Genomic DNA, 16,361 nt, shown 5'->3' on the forward strand with positions numbered 1-16,361 from the left:
GCCCCGCCCAATACTAACCACACCGCCCAAGGATGGCTGTCAGACATTTCCCTTAAGCAGCAGGGAATTGCACCCTCCTAAGCGAAGACCACCCCTCGCGCCATCCCGGTAGCCGCCACCACCATCAGCACCAGCAACAGCGCCTCGGCATGACTGATGCGCGCAAACAGCCTGGCGCGGCTCATATCGGGCACTCCGCCGCGCGCCAAGGCGATGCGCCACTTGATCAACGTCACCATCGGCGCAAGCTCCAACAGCAGGATCAGCACGAACAACGTCATCTTCAGGTGGAACAGCGGCTGATGCAGATAGTAGTCGGTGCCCTTCTCATAGCCCCCAAAGGCGCGCATTCCTCCGCTGACCAACAGAATCAACGCCGAGATCCCCCACAGGTTGTCGGCCAGCAGCACACGCCCCACAGCCCCCTCTCCAACGGCAAGACGGCTGAACGCCGTCCCTCGGGTCAGCACAGCCCAGAACCCCAAAGAGACAGCCAACAAATGAACCGCAGCAAGAATCCAGTGAACCAGCATCGATGCACTCCCGTCAGGCAGCCTTGTCGTTCGGCCAGACAGTAGTAGCTGAAAAAGCGCGAACTCGCCCGATGCAGGCGCACATGCAAGGGCGCCCGGGCGCTTTCTGAAGGAAGGAGGCAAATCGCAGGCAAAAAAAATCCCAAGCAGCTGATGGAAGCTTGGGATTTAAAAATGCATAAACCGTGGTGGTGAACGCGGGGCGAATGTTACTGAATTATACGAGCTGTAACAACGTATTTTTGATAACCGGTCAGTTAAAAAAAATCGTAACCCATTAAATATCCACATATTTTTCAGGGTCGCTCAAAGAAAAGGCACAGAGGCGGTGCACATTCCTGCGAATTGTATGCAAAGGAAAAGGAGTCGCGAGGAAGCTTCAGAAATTCGGATTCGTCGAGGTCAACGACTTGCCGATTGAAGTGGGGTTTGCAAAAGTTTTGCAAAAGCTTTGCAAATGACAGAAAGCAAAAAGGGGTCACCGTTTCCGGTGACCCCTTCTAGACCGCCCAGCAGAGCGGATTTTGTTTGGTAGGCACGATTGGACTCGAACCAACGACCCCCACCATGTCAAGGTGGTGCTCTAACCAACTGAGCTACGTGCCTGCTGTGAGGCGGCATTCTACGGAATTCCGGAGGGGTGTCAACACCTTTTTTTTCACCTAACCCTATGAATATGCAAAATTTTTAATTTCACCCCGATAAAGAAGATTTTCCGGTGGCTGGCGGAGGTTTTTCAAACCGGGTAGGATCGTCGCACTCGTAAAATATATTAAACAGAGGCAGCAGGATGGCGAACACCCCTTACCCAGAGTCTTATTACGCTGCGTCGGCCAACGCCGCACCGGCCCGCCCGGCCCTGCAGGATGACGTGGAGACGGATGTCTGTGTGATCGGGGCTGGCTATACGGGGCTGTCCTCTGCCCTGTTCCTGCTGGAGAACGGTTTTCGCGTGACGGTGCTGGAAGCCGCCAAGGTCGGTTTCGGCGCGTCGGGCCGAAACGGCGGGCAGATCGTCAACAGCTACAGCCGCGACATCGATGTGATCGAACGCACCGTCGGCCGGAAACAGGCGCAACTGCTCGGGCAGATGGCCTTCGAGGGCGGCCGGATCATCCGCGAGCGCGTCGCCCGGTACAACATTCAGTGCGACCTGAAGGACGGCGGCGTGTTCGCCGCGCTCTCGGCCAAGCAGATGGGCCACCTGGAGTCGCAGAAGCGCCTGTGGGAGCGTTTCGGCCATACCCAGCTGGAACTGCTCGACCAACGCCGCATCCGCGAAGTGGTGGCTTGCGATCAATACGTCGGCGGCATGCTCGACATGAGCGGCGGCCACATCCACCCGCTGAACCTGGCACTGGGCGAAGCGGCCGCCGTGGAGTCCCTGGGCGGCACTATCTACGAGCAGTCGCCTGCCGTGCGCATCGAACGCGGCGCCAATCCGGTGGTGCACACACCGCAAGGCAAGGTCAGGGCGAAGTTCATCATCGTCGCGGGCAACGCCTACCTTGGCAACCTGGTGCCGGAGCTGGCGGCCAAATCGATGCCGTGCGGCACTCAGGTGATCACCACCGAACCGCTGGGCGAGGAACTGGCCAGGTCACTGCTGCCGCAGGACTACTGCGTCGAGGACTGCAACTATCTGCTGGACTACTACCGCCTGACGGGCGACAAGCGCCTGATCTTCGGTGGCGGCGTGGTGTACGGCGCCCGGGATCCGGCCAACATCGAGGCGATCATCCGCCCGAAAATGCTCAAGGCTTTCCCGCAGCTCAAGGATGTGAAGATCGATTACGCCTGGACCGGCAACTTCCTGCTGACGCTGTCGCGCTTGCCGCAGGTGGGGCGCCTGGGCGACAACATCTATTACTCCCAAGGGTGCAGCGGCCACGGCGTGACCTACACGCACCTGGCGGGCAAGGTGCTGGCCGAGGCATTGCGCGGCCAGGCCGAGCGCTTCGATGCGTTCGCCGACTTGCCGCACTACCCGTTCCCCGGCGGCCAGATGCTGCGCACGCCGTTCGCGGCGCTGGGCGCCTGGTATTACGGATTGCGCGACAAGTTGGGCGTCTGACCACCATTACCTGACGGCAGAAACACTTGCGGCGAGGGCATCTGCTCCCTCGCCGCAATTGTTTCAGAGGCTGTCCCGAGCGATGCCGCTGCGGATCCGCAAGATATCGGCCAGCACCGCCAAGGCAATTTCGGCAGGCGTCTTGCTGCCCAGGTTGAGCCCGATGGGCGCATGGATCCGCGCAAGCTGCGCCTCGCCCAAGCCGCCGATCCGGCGCAAGCGCTCGAAACGCTTCTGAGAGGTCTGCACCGACCCCATCACGCCGATGTAGAACGCCTCGGTGCGCACCGCCTCCATCATCGCCAGGTCATCGATGCGCGGATCGTGCGTCAGGGCTACCACTGCAGTGTCACGATGGCAGCCGCCTTCGGCGATGAACACCGACGGCAGTTGCCGACGGATCTCCACACCCTCCAGTACCACCCCCTCCAGCACCTCGTCCCGCGGATCGCACAGGATCACCTCGAAGCCGAGGCCCAGCGCAAACTCGGCACACGCCTGCGCCACGCTGGAGTAGCCCGCCAGCAGCAAGCGCTGCGCGGCGCCGATACGGATCCTGACCCGGTCGATTTCACGTTCGATCCGCGCGCCTTGCTCGGCATCGGCCAACACTGCACGGGCACCGCTGGCCAGGTCGACCTCACGGATCAGACGGGAATGCCCCAGCAGTGCCGACTCCAGTTCGCGCAAATGCGCCTGCACGTCGCAACCGGCGTCAAATTTCTCTACCAGCACATCGAGAATGCCGCCGCAGGGCAGGCTGACCCGCGAACGCGGGTCCTCGCCCTCCCCGTAGCGCACCACATTCACCGCCTCGAAAAACGCACCTTCGGCAACCCGTTCGAGAAAGTCTTCCTCGACGCATCCGCCGGACAACGAACCGATCCACTGCCCGCTGTCGTTGACCGCCAGCAGCGAGCCCGGCGCACGGGGCGCCGAGCCATAGGTGGCCAGCACCGTGCACAACCACAGGCGCTGGCCGGCGACGGACCACTCCAGCGCCCGACGCACGACTTGCAGGTCCAGATGCTGCATGTCAATGCGCCTTGTGCTCGACGGACGGCGCATCGGCCCGCAGCTTCTGCACGTCGCCCACGGCCAGATCCCCGGCCTGACCGCCCCAGCCTTCGCGCAGGTAGTTAAGCAGGTCGGTCAGTTGCTCGGCACTGAGCTTGTCGGCGAAGCCCGGCATCGGCTGCATGTGTTCGAAGCCGGCGAACTTCTGCTCGCCGATGCCGTCATCGATCACCCGCAGCAGGTTGCGTGGATCCTCCAGCCGCAGCGTGGTGTTGCCGCGCATGGCCACCGCGATGTGCGGTTTGCCTTCGCCGCCGGCGGCATGGCAACCGGCGCAGACGTTCAGGTATTCCTGACGGCCGCGCTGGGCGCTCGGGCTGAGCTTGTCCAGCGGCACCTCAGCCAATTCTTTTGCCTTCGGCGGTTGATCGCCGAGCAGGAACGTCGCCATCGCCGCCAGGTCCGGATCGTTCAGGCCCTGGGTGCTGTTGTGGAACACCGGGAACATCTCGTTGAACATCGTGCCCTGAGCGCTCATGCCGTGCTTGAGGAACGCGCTCAGGTCCTGGTGATTCCAGCCACGCGCCGCCAGGTCGGTGGCCAGCAGGCTCGGCGCCAGATAGCCGTTGAGAATGCCGCCGGTCATGCGTTTGTCTTGCTGCATCGCGCCCGGCAGGCCGCGCGGCGTGTGGCATTCGCCGCAGTGGCCGAGGACGTCGACCATGTACTGGCCGCGCTTCCAGGCCTCGCTTTTGCCTTCACCGGACTCCAGCTTCACGTCCTTGCCGTAAAGCATGTTCCAGCCCATCAGGCCCAGGCGCACGTTGAACGGGAAGCTCAGGCTGGTCACCGGTGCCGGACGCTCGATCGGCTCGATGGTCTTCAGGTACGCATGGATCGCGTCCGAGTCCGCACGCGGCATCAGGTGATACGAGGTGTACGGCATCGCCGGATACAGGTTGGCGCCGTCACGGCGCTTGCCTTCGGTGAGCGCAGCGAAGAACTCGTCATCAGTGTAGAGACCGATGCCATGCTCCTTGCTCGGCGTGATGTTGGTGCCGTAGATCGTACCGAACGGCGACACGATCGGCAGCCCGCCGGCAAACGGCGCGCCGCCCGGCGCGGTATGGCAGGCCATGCAGTCGGCGGCGCGGGCGAGGTATTCGCCGCGCTTGGCCTGGTCGTCCGCATGGGCCAGGAACGCCGGCGCAGCCAGCCCGACCGCCAGGGCCAGACGGGTCAATGTACGCTTCATGCTCAACCCTCCTTGACCAGGCCGAGATCGGTCAGCACGTTGCGGGTGGCGTTGTAGTAACGCACGTACCCGGTGCAGCGGCAGACGTGATGACCGAGGCTGTCCTCGATGACTTGTTCCAGCTTGCTTTTGGCCACTGGCTGGCGCTGAAGCTTTTCCACCAGCACCGTCGCGGCGTTGACGAAGCCCGGTGCGCAGTAGCTGCACTGGAAGGCGAACTCATCGACGAAACGCTGCTGGATCGGGTTCAGCTCGCTGACGCGCCCTTGCTCGTCACGCTTGGCGTGGCCTTCGATGGTGCGGACTTTCTTGCCCTCGAAGTAATGCGCACCGGTGATGCAGGTGCGCACTTCCTCGCTGGTGCCGTCCGGGTTGTCGACGATCACCACGCAGGCATGGCAGATGCCCTGGCCGCAGCCCAGGCGCGAGCCGGTCAGGTTTTCGTGCTCGTGCAGGTAGTCGATCATCGGCAGGTCATCAGGGATGTCCACTGGACCTACGGGTTGACCGTTGAGGGTCAGTTGAAGCGGACGGTTAGCCATTGAGGGCCTCCTTGATGCGGGCAGCGGTGATAGGCAAGTCGCGGACACGTTTACCGATGGCATGGGCCACGGCGTTGCCGATGGCGCCGACCACGGGGATCATCACCACCTCGGCGATGCCCTTGGACGGGTCGCTCGGCGACAGCGGCGGCAGGATTTCCGCCGTCTGCTTCCAAACAGCCACGTGACGCGCCATCGGCAAGCGGTAGCGGTTGAAGTTCCAGTCGCCCTCCCCCGGCCCGCCTTCGTACAACGGCATCTCTTCCATCAAGGCGTGACCGATGCCCATGGCGATGCCGCCTTCGAGCTGCCCCTTGACCAGTTCCTCCACCAGCACCCGTCCGCATTCCAGCCACGAATGGTGGTTGAGCACTTCGACTTCAGCCGAACCTTTGTTGACCTTCAGCTCCACCAGCGTCGCCACCGGGCTGTAGTAGGTCACGGCCGCGTTGTTCAGTTGAACGACCGGATAGGCGACGTTCTGCCGATCCAGCAGGTGGAAACCGGCGCTGGTCATCTGCGCCTGTTTCGCCTTCGGCGCGCCGTCGCCGTACTTCACCGCCAGGCCGTCGAGCGGCAGGCGCTCACGCACGCCGTCAATACTGAATTCGGCCTCGGCCCAGCTCCAGCGGTTGAAGCCGTGCACCGTGGCGCCGGTCACCAGGCCGCGCTCGTGGGCGCGCCGGGCCAGCTCTTCGAAACTCAACGGCTGCATGCCGTTGGCGGTCAGCTTGCCGTCGACCCAATGCGCATCTTCACGGCGCACCACGTAAGGGTTGGCCTGGCCGCCGTACGGGCCCTGACGCCAGATCTCCAGCGCTGCCGGCCACAGGCCATGGTTGAACAGCACACGCGCCGCTTCACGGGTGGCATGGCTGAAGTAGTACGCGGAGTTGGTCGCCGAGGAGGCCGACGCCAGCTTGCCGACCCAGCGCGGGTTGCGCAGGAAGTTGTCCTGCTCGGCCTGGCTCATGATGTAAGGGTTGCCGGCGGTGACCAGCTGCATTTCCTTCCATTCGGTTTCGCCGGTCTTCACGTCGTGGGCCGGGCTGCCGAGGAAATCGGCCACCACCAGCGCCTGCGAAGTGGACATGCCGGTGCCGATCTCGATGCCGATGTGGCGCAGGGAAATGCGCCCGTCGGCCGTGAACTCGATGCTCGCCATCGGCGCCTCGGAACCGGTGCCGAAGTCTTTCTGGCAGATGGCGAAACCGACGCCGTACCAGTTGTCCGGATCCGCCGCCTCGCGCTGTTTCTTGATCGCGTCGCGGTTGCGCCAGACTTCGTGCAGCGAGGCCTTGTCGAGAATCTCGTGCAGGCGCAGCGCACCGGCCGGGATCGCGCCCTGGGTGTTCTTCATCCCCGAGCGCAGCGCGTTCTTGCGGCGCAGGTCGATGGCGTCGACACCGAGACGGCCGGCGATTTCATCGACCATCATTTCGGTGGAGGCCATGCTCTGCAGGGTGCCGTAACCACGCATGGAGCCGGCCTCGACGGCGCGGGAATGGTAAGCGGTGACCTGCAGGTCGTTCTGCGGCATGTAGTAGATCGACTGCGCCGCCGTGGCGCCCACCGCCGCCACCGAAGGGCTGTAGTTGATGCGGCCGCCGCCGTCGACGCTCATCTCGGCGCGGAAGATCTTGAAGCTGTGGTCGTCCTTGTCCACCGCCAGCTGATAGCGGATGTCGAACGGATGGCGCTTGATGCCGCTCTGGAACTGCTCGTAGCGGTCGTTGGCCAGGCGCACCGGCACACCGGCGCCGTACAGCGCGGCCAGGGCTGCGTAGTAGACGAAAATGTTGTGGTCCTTGGAGCCGTAACCCACCGTGTAGCCCGGGTGCAGGTTGAGATGGGCCAGGCCGAAGCGCGACGGCGCGATCATCTTCGCGGTCTCGGTGGCGGTTTCCAGCGGGCATTGGGTAGCGACCACGAAGTGCAGGGTCTTGGTCGCCGGGTCGTACCAGCCGTTGCCGTTGTCCGGCTCCATGGCGGCCGGCTCGATCGACGGTGTCTTGTAGCGTTCGTCGAACACCAGCCAGTTGTCCGGCGGCGTGTCGATCTGCTGCTTCATGCGCTCGGCGTAGAACAGGCCGCGCTCGGTCAGGTTGCCGTGCAGGTTCGGCTGAGCGTTCCAGACCGGACGGCGGTTGCGCAGCATCGGGAACAGGATCGAATCCTTGAGGCTGGCGAACTCGTCCTCGTCCGCCGAGGTCGGGCCGCCGACGCGCACGTAGCGGAAACTGCCGTAAGGATCGCCTTCGTAGAACGGCACCTGGGCGCCGTAGCGGATCGCTTTGTCATTGAACTTGAGTTTGGCCTTGGCCCGACGGAAGCGCTCGAAGTCGTTCCAGATCAGGATCGCCACGGGGTGACCGATGAACATCGGCACCTTGCCCGGCGGCAGCAGCGGATCCGGAGCGTGCTCTTCCGGGAACACGATGCCGTCCTTGTCCAGGTCGGCGGCGGTGACGATGCGGTCAGGCTGCAGTTCGGCACCCAGCCACGACAGGTCGTAACCGTCATAGATGCGGTCGGCCTTGATGGTCTTCAGCAGCATGGCGTGGCCCTGCTGGCCGGGCCAGCCCGGCATGTCCTTGGCACGGATGTCGCGGGCAAAGACCTTGCTGCCGCAGACCTTGGACAAGGCATCGTTGCGTTGGCGCGCCTTGCCGTTGTGGCCGAGCCACTGCTCGGACGGCACGGTCACGCTGTTTTCCATCAAGGCGGCCAGCGCCGGGCTGCCGATCGGCGCAAGCGTGACGCTCACGCCGGCTACGAGCCCGCCCTGAAGGAACGAACGCCGGGATATTTCACGGTTGGACATGGATCATCCTTTGGGCGGTTATGAATCCGCCCTTCTGGTTATCTACGGGGAATCTCGAGTCTTGCTGAAGCCCTTTCTGGCGAAGCGAAGGGCTGCGATGAGCATGCAAAGCTGACCGAAAGGTTAACTTTAAAGGTTTCTGCGCCAGCAGCAAACAACTGGACACAAAAATTTGACTAAAGAATCAAAAATTTTGCTTGCGAAGTCTTCGGACTTTTCCGCATCTGCATCGACTGAGAGAACGCTATCGCGAGCAGGCTCGCCCCCACCGGGATTGGTGTTGAATGCGGGCGGCATGAGGGAGGGAATGGAGGAAGGACAAATTTCAGGCACAAAAAACCCCGGTCTTTCGACCAGGGTCTTTGTTATCGATCCGAATCAGCCAGTTGGCTTGCTTCGGCGCTTCGAGGCGTTCAGTAGTCCTCGAAACAGATATGGCGCAGCGGACGGGACTCGAACCCGCGACCCCCGGCGTGACAGGCCGGTATTCTAACCGACTGAACTACCGCTGCGTATCGCTGTGGACTTGCGTCCGGATAACTCGTTTTGATTGAAAGCTTCGGTGCTTTGCAATCGCGAACCAGGCATTGCCTGACTCGTTAAAAATGGCGCAGCGGACGGGACTCGAACCCGCGACCCCCGGCGTGACAGGCCGGTATTCTAACCGACTGAACTACCGCTGCGCGTCGGTGGAGGCATTTCAGCCTTCCATCTTGCTTTCGCAAGACTCTCGGGAGTGGTGGGTGATGACGGGATCGAACCGCCGACATTCTGCTTGTAAGGCAGACGCTCTCCCAGCTGAGCTAATCACCCGTTTGCATCTCCGAGGCCGCGAAATTTACGCAGGTGCCGAAGCTAAGTCAATACCCTGCTTGAAGTTTTTCTGAAAAAGACGAAATCGTTTCAATCAGGGCACCGCAAACCGCTGCTCAAACCCGCCACCTATTCGGAATAGATCATCTTCTTGGTCATGCCGCCATCGACCACAAACTCCTGGCCCGTGACGAACCCGGCGTTCTTCGACAGCAGCCAGGACACCATCGCCGCCACATCTTCGACCGTCCCTACCCTGCCCGCCGGATGCTGAGCGTGATCGGTGTCGGTCAACGGCTCGGCGCGACGCACGGAAGGATCCCGCGCATCGATCCAGCCGGGGCTGACGGCATTGACGCGGATCTCCGGCCCGAGGCTGATGGCCAGCGCATGGGTCAGGGCCAGCAGGCCGCCCTTGCTCGCCGCATAGGCCTCGGTGTCCGGTTCCGATTGCCGCGCACGGGTCGACGCCAGATTGACGATGGCGCCGCTGTGCGCGCGCAGGTACGGCGCACAGTGCTTGGCCAGCAGCATCGGGCCGCTGAGGTTCACCGCCAGCACCCGGTTCCACCAGGCCAGATCGAGGCTTTCCAGGGTGATGTTGTGCGGATCGGCCACCGCCGCGTTGCACACCAGCGCGTCCAGCCGGCCGAACTGCCCCAGCACCTCGGCCACGCCCGTCGCCACCTGCCCCTCGTCCGCCACGTCCATGGCGATGAACCAGGCGTTTTCGCCCAGCACCTTGGCCACTTTGGCGCCGCGCACGCGATCCAGGTCGGTCAGCACCACCCGCCAGCCTTCGCTGATGAGCCAGGCCGCGATACCCAGACCGATGCCGCGCGCCGCGCCCGTGACCAGTGCGACACGGCCATGGGCGCCTGCGACCTGAGCCGGCAGCTCGATCACAATGCCGCCAGCCCGCGGGACAGATCGGCCTGCAGGTCCGCCACGTCTTCCAGGCCGACCGCCACGCGGATCAGGCTGTCGCGGATGCCCGCCGCCTCACGCTCCTGCGGCGCCAGGCGACCGTGGGACGTGGTGCTCGGGTGGGTGATGGTGGTCTTGCTGTCACCCAGGTTGGCCGTGATCGACACCAGCCGGGTCGCGTCGATGAAACGCCACGCCCCTTCCTTGCCGCCCTTGACCTCGAAGCTCACCACCGCTCCGAAACCCTTCTGCTGACGACGGGCCAGCTCATGCTGCGGATGGCTTTCGAGGCCGGCGTAGTGCACTTTCTCGATGCCGTCCTGCTTCTCCAGCCATTCGGCCAGTTGCTGGGCGTTGGCGCAGTGCGCCTTCATCCGCAGGTTCAGGGTTTCCAGGCCCTTGAGGAAGACCCAGGCGTTGAACGGGCTCAGGGTCGGCCCTGCGGTGCGCAGGAAACCGACCACTTCCTTCATCTGCTCGCTGCGGCCGGCGACCACGCCGCCCATGCAACGGCCCTGGCCGTCGATGAACTTGGTCGCCGAATGCACGACGATGTCCGCGCCCAGCTTCAGCGGCTGCTGCAAGGCCGGGGTGCAGAAGCAGTTGTCGACCACCAGCATCGCGCCCTTGGCATGGGCGATTTCCGACAGCGCGGCGATGTCCACCAGTTCCGCCAGCGGGTTGGACGGCGACTCGACGAACAGCAACTTGGTGTTGGCCTTGATCGCCGCGTCCCATGCCGACAGGTCCGCCAGCGGCACGTAATCGACTTCCACGCCGAAGCGCTTGAAGTACTTCTCGAACAGGCTGATGGTCGAGCCGAACACGCTGCGCGAGACCAGCACATGGTCGCCCGCGCTGCACAGACTCATCACCACCGCCATGATCGCGGCCATGCCGGTGGCGGTGGCGACCGCCTGTTCGGCGCCTTCCAGCGCGGCGATGCGCTCTTCGAACGCGCGCACGGTCGGGTTGGTGTAGCGCGAATAGACGTTGCCCGGCACTTCCCCGGCAAAGCGCGCCGCCGCATCGGCCGCGGTGCGGAACACGTAGCTGGAGGTGAAGAACATCGGATCGCCGTGCTCGCCTTCCGGCGTACGGTGCTGACCGGCACGTACGGCCAGGGTATCGAACGCTACGCCTTCGAGGTCGCTGTCCAGCCGACCGGCATCCCATTCCTGACTCATGCTGTCACTCCTTGCCCTGATCCTGATAAATGAACGTCTTGCGACAGATGCAAAACCGGCCCCTCAGGGCCGGTGGAAACTCAGTTGTTGTACAGATCGATGATCGCGCTGACCGCCTGGGTCTTGGCCTTGGAGGCATCGTTGCGCGCCTGCTCGATCTTGTTCAGGTACGCCTCGTCGACGTCGCCGGTGACGTACTTGCCGTCGAACACCGCACAGTCGAACTGTTCGATCTTGATCTTGCCGCCGCCGACGGCTTCGATCAAGTCAGGCAGGTCCTGGTAGACCAGCCAGTCGGCGCCGATCAGGTCGGCCACGTCCTGGGTCGAACGGTTGTGGGCGATCAGCTCGTGGGCGCTCGGCATGTCGATGCCGTACACGTTCGGGAAGCGCACGGCCGGGGCCGCGGAGCAGAAGTAGACGTTCTTCGCGCCGGCTTCTCGGGCCATCTGGATGATCTGCTTGCAGGTGGTGCCGCGCACGATGGAGTCGTCCACCAGCATCACGTTCTTGCCGCGGAACTCCAGTTCGATGGCGTTGAGCTTCTGGCGCACCGATTTCTTGCGCGCGGCCTGGCCGGGCATGATGAAGGTACGGCCGATGTAGCGGTTCTTGACGAAGCCTTCGCGGAACTTCACGCCCAGGTGGTTGGCCAGCTCCAGGGCGGCGGTGCGGCTGGTGTCCGGGATCGGGATGACCACGTCGATGTCGTGGTCCGGACGCTCGCGCTGGATCTTCTCGGCCAGCTTCTCGCCCATGCGCAGACGGGCCTTGTACACCGACACGCCGTCGATGATCGAGTCCGGACGCGCCAGGTAGACGTGCTCGAAGATGCACGGGGTCAGGGACGGGTTGGTCGCGCACTGACGGGTGTGCAGCTTGCCGTCTTCGGTGATGTATACAGCCTCGCCCGGCGCCAGGTCGCGGATCAGGGTGAAACCGAGCACATCCAGGGAAACGCTTTCGGAGGCGATCATGTACTCGACGCCTTCGTCGGTGTGACGCTGGCCGAACACGATCGGGCGGATGCCGTGCGGATCGCGGAAACCGACGATGCCGTAGCCGGTGATCATCGCCACCACCGCATAACCGCCGACGCAACGGTTGTGCACGTCGGTCACGGCGGCGAACACGTCCTCTTCGGTCGGCTGCAGCTTGCCGCGCTGGGCCAGCTCGTGGGCGAACACGTTGAGCAGCACTTCCGAGTCGGAACTGGTGTTGACGTGGCGCAGGTCGGACTCGTAGATCTCCTTGGCCAACTGTTCGACGTTGGTCAGGTTGCCGTTGTGCGCCAGGGTGATGCCGTAAGGCGAGTTCACATAGAACGGTTGGGCTTCGGCCGAGGTCGAGCTGCCGGCGGTCGGGTAACGGACGTGGCCGATCCCCATGTGGCCCACCAGACGCTGCATGTGACGCTGCTGGAACACGTCACGCACCAGGCCATTGTCCTTGCGCAGGAACAACCGGCCGTCATGGCTGGTCACGATACCGGCAGCGTCCTGGCCGCGGTGCTGGAGCACGGTTAGCGCGTCATACAGCGCCTGATTGACGTTCGACTTACCGACGATACCGACGATGCCACACATGCGACGCAACCCCTACTTAATGGATCTGAACTGAACAACACTCACTGCGGCGTTTTGGCCGACGGCAAGAGCTGCTCCTTGAACGGTATTTCAGCGGGTACGCTGATACCGCTGGCAAGCCACTGACTGCTCCACCCGAGAATCAGGTTCTTGGACCAGTCGGCGACCAATAGAAACTTTGGCACGAGCTGTGATTCTTTCCACCACCCGTCCTGCTGCACCGGCCCCAGGCTCAAGAGCCCGACGGCCACGACCACCAGCAGCACGCCACGCGCCGCGCCGAAAGCCATGCCCAGGAACCGGTCGGTACCGGACAGTCCGGTGACGCGAACCAGTTCGCCGATGAGGTAATTGATCATTGCGCCCACGATCAGCGTGGCGACAAACATGATGGCACAGCCCGTGATCACACGGGCCGACGGAGTCTGGATGTATCCGGCGAGGTATTCGGACAGTGAGCCACCGAACATCCAGGCAACCGCTCCTGCGATGATCCAGGTCACCAGCGATAGCGCTTCCTTGACGAAGCCGCGGCTCAGACTGATCAAAGCGGAGATGGCGACGATTGCAACGATCGCCCAGTCAACCCAGGTAAATGGCACAGTGCAGCCTACAGACGGATAAGGCGGCGCATTTTAGCAGAGCCCAGGGCTGTCGGTAAGCTGCGATTGTCAGTGCATTTCAATCGGGACGATAGTTTTCAGCCGCGCTCAGGCTGGAAACGCACGACGAACCCCTTGAGGTTCTGCTGGCGGCTGAGCAGATCCCGCAGACGGTCGGCCTCGGCGCGCTCGATCAGCGGCCCCACGAACACCCGGTTCTTGCCGTCGGCGGAACGGATGTAGGCGTTGTAGCCCTGGCTGCGCAGGGTTTTCTGCAGGCTTTCGGCACTGGCGCGACTCGACAGGCTGGCCAGTTGCACCGACCAGCTCACCGACAGGCCGTTCGCATCGACGCGGCTTGCGCTGGTGTCCGGTTTGGCCGCTGCCGCGGCAATCGGCTGGGCCGGAGCGGGGGCCGGCTTCACCACCGGCGCCGGCGCAGGGGCCACCGGCTTCGCCGCCGCGACCGGCGCGGCCGGTGCAGGGGCTGGTGCAGGCGCGGCCGGCGCAATCGGCATCGCAGGCGCCGATTGCTCGGCGACGTCTTCATCGCTCGGCACCGGCTCTTGCGGCAAGGCTTGCGGCTCAGGCACCGCCACCGGCTCCATCTGCACTTGCGCCACGGCAGGCGCCTGCGGCGCGGACGGGGCATCGACGGTCACCTGACGCTGCTCGTCCTGACGGGAAAACAGCATCGGCAAAAAGATCACCGCCAGCGCCACCAGCACCAGGGCGCCGACCATGCGCTGTTTGTACGCCTTATCCAGCAATGCCATCTGCCGCTTCCTCCGTGGAGCGCCGGGCCAGCCATTCGAGGGCCTCGGCAACACAATAAAATGATCCGAACAACAGAATCTCGTCTTCGTCCGTGGCCACGGCGCACTGCCCTTCCAGGGCGGCCGCCACGCTGTCGTAGGACGTGACCGACGCACCGAGCCCCTGCAACGCCGCATGCAGTTCGGCGACCGGACGGGCCCGCGCCGAATCCAGCGGTGCCACGGCCCAGTGCTGGACACTAGCATTCAACGCGCCGACGACGCCATCCAGATCCTTGTCCGCCAGCAGGCCGAACACCGCCAGGCGCTTGCCGACCGGTGGCCGCGCCGCCAGGCGCTGGGCCAGGTACTCCGCCGCATGCGGGTTGTGGCCCACATCCAGCAACAGGTTCAGACGCTTGCCGTGCCAGTCGAACGAGCGCCGGTCGAGCCGGCCGACCACGCGGGTCGCCTGCAACGCACTGACGATCCGCGCAGAATCCCACGGCAGACCCGACACGAGATAGGCCTGCAGCGCCAGCGCGGCGTTTTCCATCGGCAGGTCGAGCAGCGGCAAGTCTCGCAATTCGACAGCCTGCCCCTGGGCATCCGTACCGCGCCATTGCCAGTTCCGCTCGGTCACGCCGAGATCGAAATCGCGCCCGCGCAGGAAAAACGGGCACGCCAGCTCACGGGCCTTGTCGAGCAACGGCTGCGGAGGATTCAGGTCGCCGCACAGCGCCGGCTTGCCTGGGCGGAAGATGCCGGCCTTTTCGAAGGCCACGGATTCGCGGGTATCGCCCAGATAATCGGCATGATCGACGCCGATGCTGGTGACCAGCGCGAGATCGGCGTCCACCACATTGACCGTATCCAGGCGCCCGCCCAGGCCGACTTCCAGCACCACCGCATCGAGCCCCGCGCGCTGGAACAGCCAGAACGCCGCCAGGGTGCCCATTTCGAAGTAAGTGAGGGAAGTGTCGCCGCGCCCTGCCTCGACCGCCGCAAAGGCTTCGCACAGCTGCGCGTCGGTGGCTTCGACGCCGTTGAGCTGCACCCGCTCGTTGTAGCGCAGCAGGTGCGGAGAATTGTAGACACCGACGCTCAGGCCCTGCGCCCGCAGCAGCGAGGCCACGAATGCGCAGGTCGAACCCTTGCCGTTGGTGCCGGTGACCGTGATCACCCGAGGCGCCGGCTGGCCCAGCCCCATGCGGGACGCTACCTGTTGCGAACGCTCAAGGCCCATGTCGATGGCCGAGGGATGCAACTGCTCAAGGTAGGCGAGCCACTCGCCAAGGGTGCGCTCGGTCATACGTTGGCAGGCACCGGCGGAACGACGATCGGCTCGACCGGAGCGGCGACGTAGGTCGGCGTCGGCTGGCCGGTCAGTTGCGCCAGCAGGTTGCCCAGGCGCGGACGCAGCTCGCGGCGGTCGACGATCATGTCGATGGCGCCGTGCTCCAGCAGGAACTCGCTGCGCTGGAAGCCTTCCGGCAGTTTTTCGCGCACGGTTTGTTCGATCACGCGCGGGCCTGCGAAGCCGATCAGGGCCTTCGGCTCGCCGACGATCACGTCGCCGAGCATCGCGAGGCTAGCGGAAACGCCGCCGTAGACAGGGTCGGTCAGTACGGAGATGAACGGAATGCCTTCTTCGCGCAGGCGCGCCAGCACCGCCGAGGTCTTGGCCATCTGCATCAGCGAGATCAGGGCTTCCTGCATGCGCGCGCCACCGGAGGCGGCGAAGCAGATCATCGGGCAACGGTTTTCCAGGGCGTAGTTGGCGGCGCGCACGAAGCGCTCACCGACGATGGCGCCCATGGAGCCACCCATGAAGTTGAATTCGAACGCCGACACCACCACCGGCATGCCCAGCAGGGTGCCGCTCATGGAGATCAGGGCGTCTTTTTCGCCGGTCTGCTTCTGCGCAGCGGTCAGGCGGTCCTTGTACTTCTTGCCGTCACGGAACTTCAGGCGGTCGACCGGTTCCAGGTCGGCGCCCAGTTCGCTGCGGCCTTCGGCATCCAGGAAGATGTCGATGCGCGCACGTGCGCCGATGCGCATGTGGTGGTTGCACTTGGGGCAAACGTCCAGGGTCTTTTCCAGCTCGGGACGGTACAGCACAGCCTCGCAGGACGGGCACTTGTGCCACAGGCCTTCAGGCACCGAGCTCTTCTTGACCTCCGAACGCATGATCGAAGGGATCAGTTTGTCTACCAACCAGTTGCTCATGCTTTCTTTCTCCAGTA

At 63.9% G+C, this 16,361-nt stretch carries 13 protein-coding genes and 4 tRNA genes; 1 reads left to right on the top strand and 16 read right to left on the bottom strand.

What is annotated here, in order from left to right; translation table 11 throughout:
• Positions 1 to 77 precede the first annotated feature (77 nt).
• Entirely contained in the window at positions 78 to 533 is a 456-nt protein-coding gene (locus CAG29_RS19955; protein WP_085577474.1) for a DUF2214 family protein, read from the bottom strand.
• A 529-nt stretch (positions 534 to 1,062) separates the two neighbouring features.
• Positions 1,063 to 1,139, bottom strand: a tRNA-Val gene (locus CAG29_RS19960).
• A gap of 184 nt (positions 1,140 to 1,323) precedes the next feature.
• Between CAG29_RS19960 and CAG29_RS19965 the strand changes: the two genes are divergently transcribed.
• The gene (locus CAG29_RS19965) at positions 1,324 to 2,607 is read left to right on the top strand and encodes an FAD-binding oxidoreductase (RefSeq protein WP_085695019.1); all 1,284 of its coding nucleotides are present in this window, start codon (positions 1,324 to 1,326) and stop codon (positions 2,605 to 2,607) included.
• A gap of 63 nt (positions 2,608 to 2,670) precedes the next feature.
• On the opposite strand, the gene CAG29_RS19970 is transcribed toward CAG29_RS19965, so the two are convergent.
• The 14 genes from CAG29_RS19970 to accD all read right to left on the bottom strand — a co-directional run bounded on the left by CAG29_RS19970 (position 2,671) and on the right by accD (position 16,344).
• The gene (locus CAG29_RS19970) at positions 2,671 to 3,642 is read right to left on the bottom strand and encodes an XdhC family protein (protein ID WP_085577476.1); all 972 of its coding nucleotides are present in this window, start codon (positions 3,640 to 3,642) and stop codon (positions 2,671 to 2,673) included.
• A gap of 1 nt (position 3,643) precedes the next feature.
• A complete protein-coding gene (locus tag CAG29_RS19975) occupies positions 3,644 to 4,879 on the bottom strand; it encodes a cytochrome c (RefSeq protein WP_085577477.1) in 1,236 nt (411 codons plus the stop codon).
• 2 nt (positions 4,880 to 4,881) lie between these two features.
• A complete protein-coding gene (locus CAG29_RS19980) occupies positions 4,882 to 5,421 on the bottom strand; it encodes a (2Fe-2S)-binding protein (RefSeq protein ID WP_085656944.1) in 540 nt (179 codons plus the stop codon).
• On the bottom strand, positions 5,414 to 8,245 hold the full coding sequence (locus CAG29_RS19985; protein WP_085631450.1) for a xanthine dehydrogenase family protein molybdopterin-binding subunit: 2,832 nt from the start codon (positions 8,243 to 8,245) through the stop codon (positions 5,414 to 5,416). The genes CAG29_RS19980 and CAG29_RS19985 overlap by 8 nt, the downstream gene beginning before the upstream one ends.
• A gap of 435 nt (positions 8,246 to 8,680) precedes the next feature.
• A tRNA-Asp gene (locus CAG29_RS19990) sits at positions 8,681 to 8,757 on the bottom strand.
• 94 nt (positions 8,758 to 8,851) lie between these two features.
• Positions 8,852 to 8,928, bottom strand: a tRNA-Asp gene (locus tag CAG29_RS19995).
• A 54-nt stretch (positions 8,929 to 8,982) separates the two neighbouring features.
• Positions 8,983 to 9,058: transfer RNA gene (locus CAG29_RS20000), tRNA-Val, on the bottom strand.
• Positions 9,059 to 9,187: 129 nt separating this feature from the next.
• Complete coding sequence (locus CAG29_RS20005; protein WP_371856081.1) at positions 9,188 to 9,955, bottom strand: SDR family oxidoreductase; 768 nt, start codon at positions 9,953 to 9,955, stop codon at positions 9,188 to 9,190.
• A gap of 5 nt (positions 9,956 to 9,960) precedes the next feature.
• Positions 9,961 to 11,172 carry an O-succinylhomoserine sulfhydrylase gene (locus tag CAG29_RS20010; protein ID WP_085577481.1) on the bottom strand — a complete coding sequence of 404 codons (1,212 nt, stop codon included), beginning with the start codon at positions 11,170 to 11,172 and terminating at the stop codon, positions 9,961 to 9,963.
• An 80-nt stretch (positions 11,173 to 11,252) separates the two neighbouring features.
• Entirely contained in the window at positions 11,253 to 12,758 is a 1,506-nt protein-coding gene (gene purF, locus CAG29_RS20015) for an amidophosphoribosyltransferase (RefSeq protein WP_085577482.1), read from the bottom strand.
• A gap of 41 nt (positions 12,759 to 12,799) precedes the next feature.
• On the bottom strand, positions 12,800 to 13,360 hold the full coding sequence (locus tag CAG29_RS20020) for a CvpA family protein (RefSeq protein WP_085577483.1): 561 nt from the start codon (positions 13,358 to 13,360) through the stop codon (positions 12,800 to 12,802).
• A 98-nt stretch (positions 13,361 to 13,458) separates the two neighbouring features.
• A complete protein-coding gene (locus tag CAG29_RS20025) occupies positions 13,459 to 14,136 on the bottom strand; it encodes an SPOR domain-containing protein (protein ID WP_085577484.1) in 678 nt (225 codons plus the stop codon).
• Positions 14,120 to 15,427, bottom strand: coding sequence for a bifunctional tetrahydrofolate synthase/dihydrofolate synthase (gene folC / locus CAG29_RS20030; protein WP_085695020.1), 1,308 nt, complete (start codon positions 15,425 to 15,427; stop codon positions 14,120 to 14,122). The genes CAG29_RS20025 and folC overlap by 17 nt, the downstream gene beginning before the upstream one ends.
• Entirely contained in the window at positions 15,424 to 16,344 is a 921-nt protein-coding gene (accD, locus tag CAG29_RS20035) for an acetyl-CoA carboxylase, carboxyltransferase subunit beta (protein WP_085577486.1), read from the bottom strand. Before accD ends, folC begins: the two co-directional genes overlap by 4 nt.
• Positions 16,345 to 16,361: the final 17 nt, after the last annotated feature.

Source organism: Pseudomonas sp. B7(2017), assembly GCF_002112745.1.
GTDB classification, from domain to species: Bacteria; Pseudomonadota; Gammaproteobacteria; order Pseudomonadales; family Pseudomonadaceae; genus Aquipseudomonas; species Aquipseudomonas ekonensis.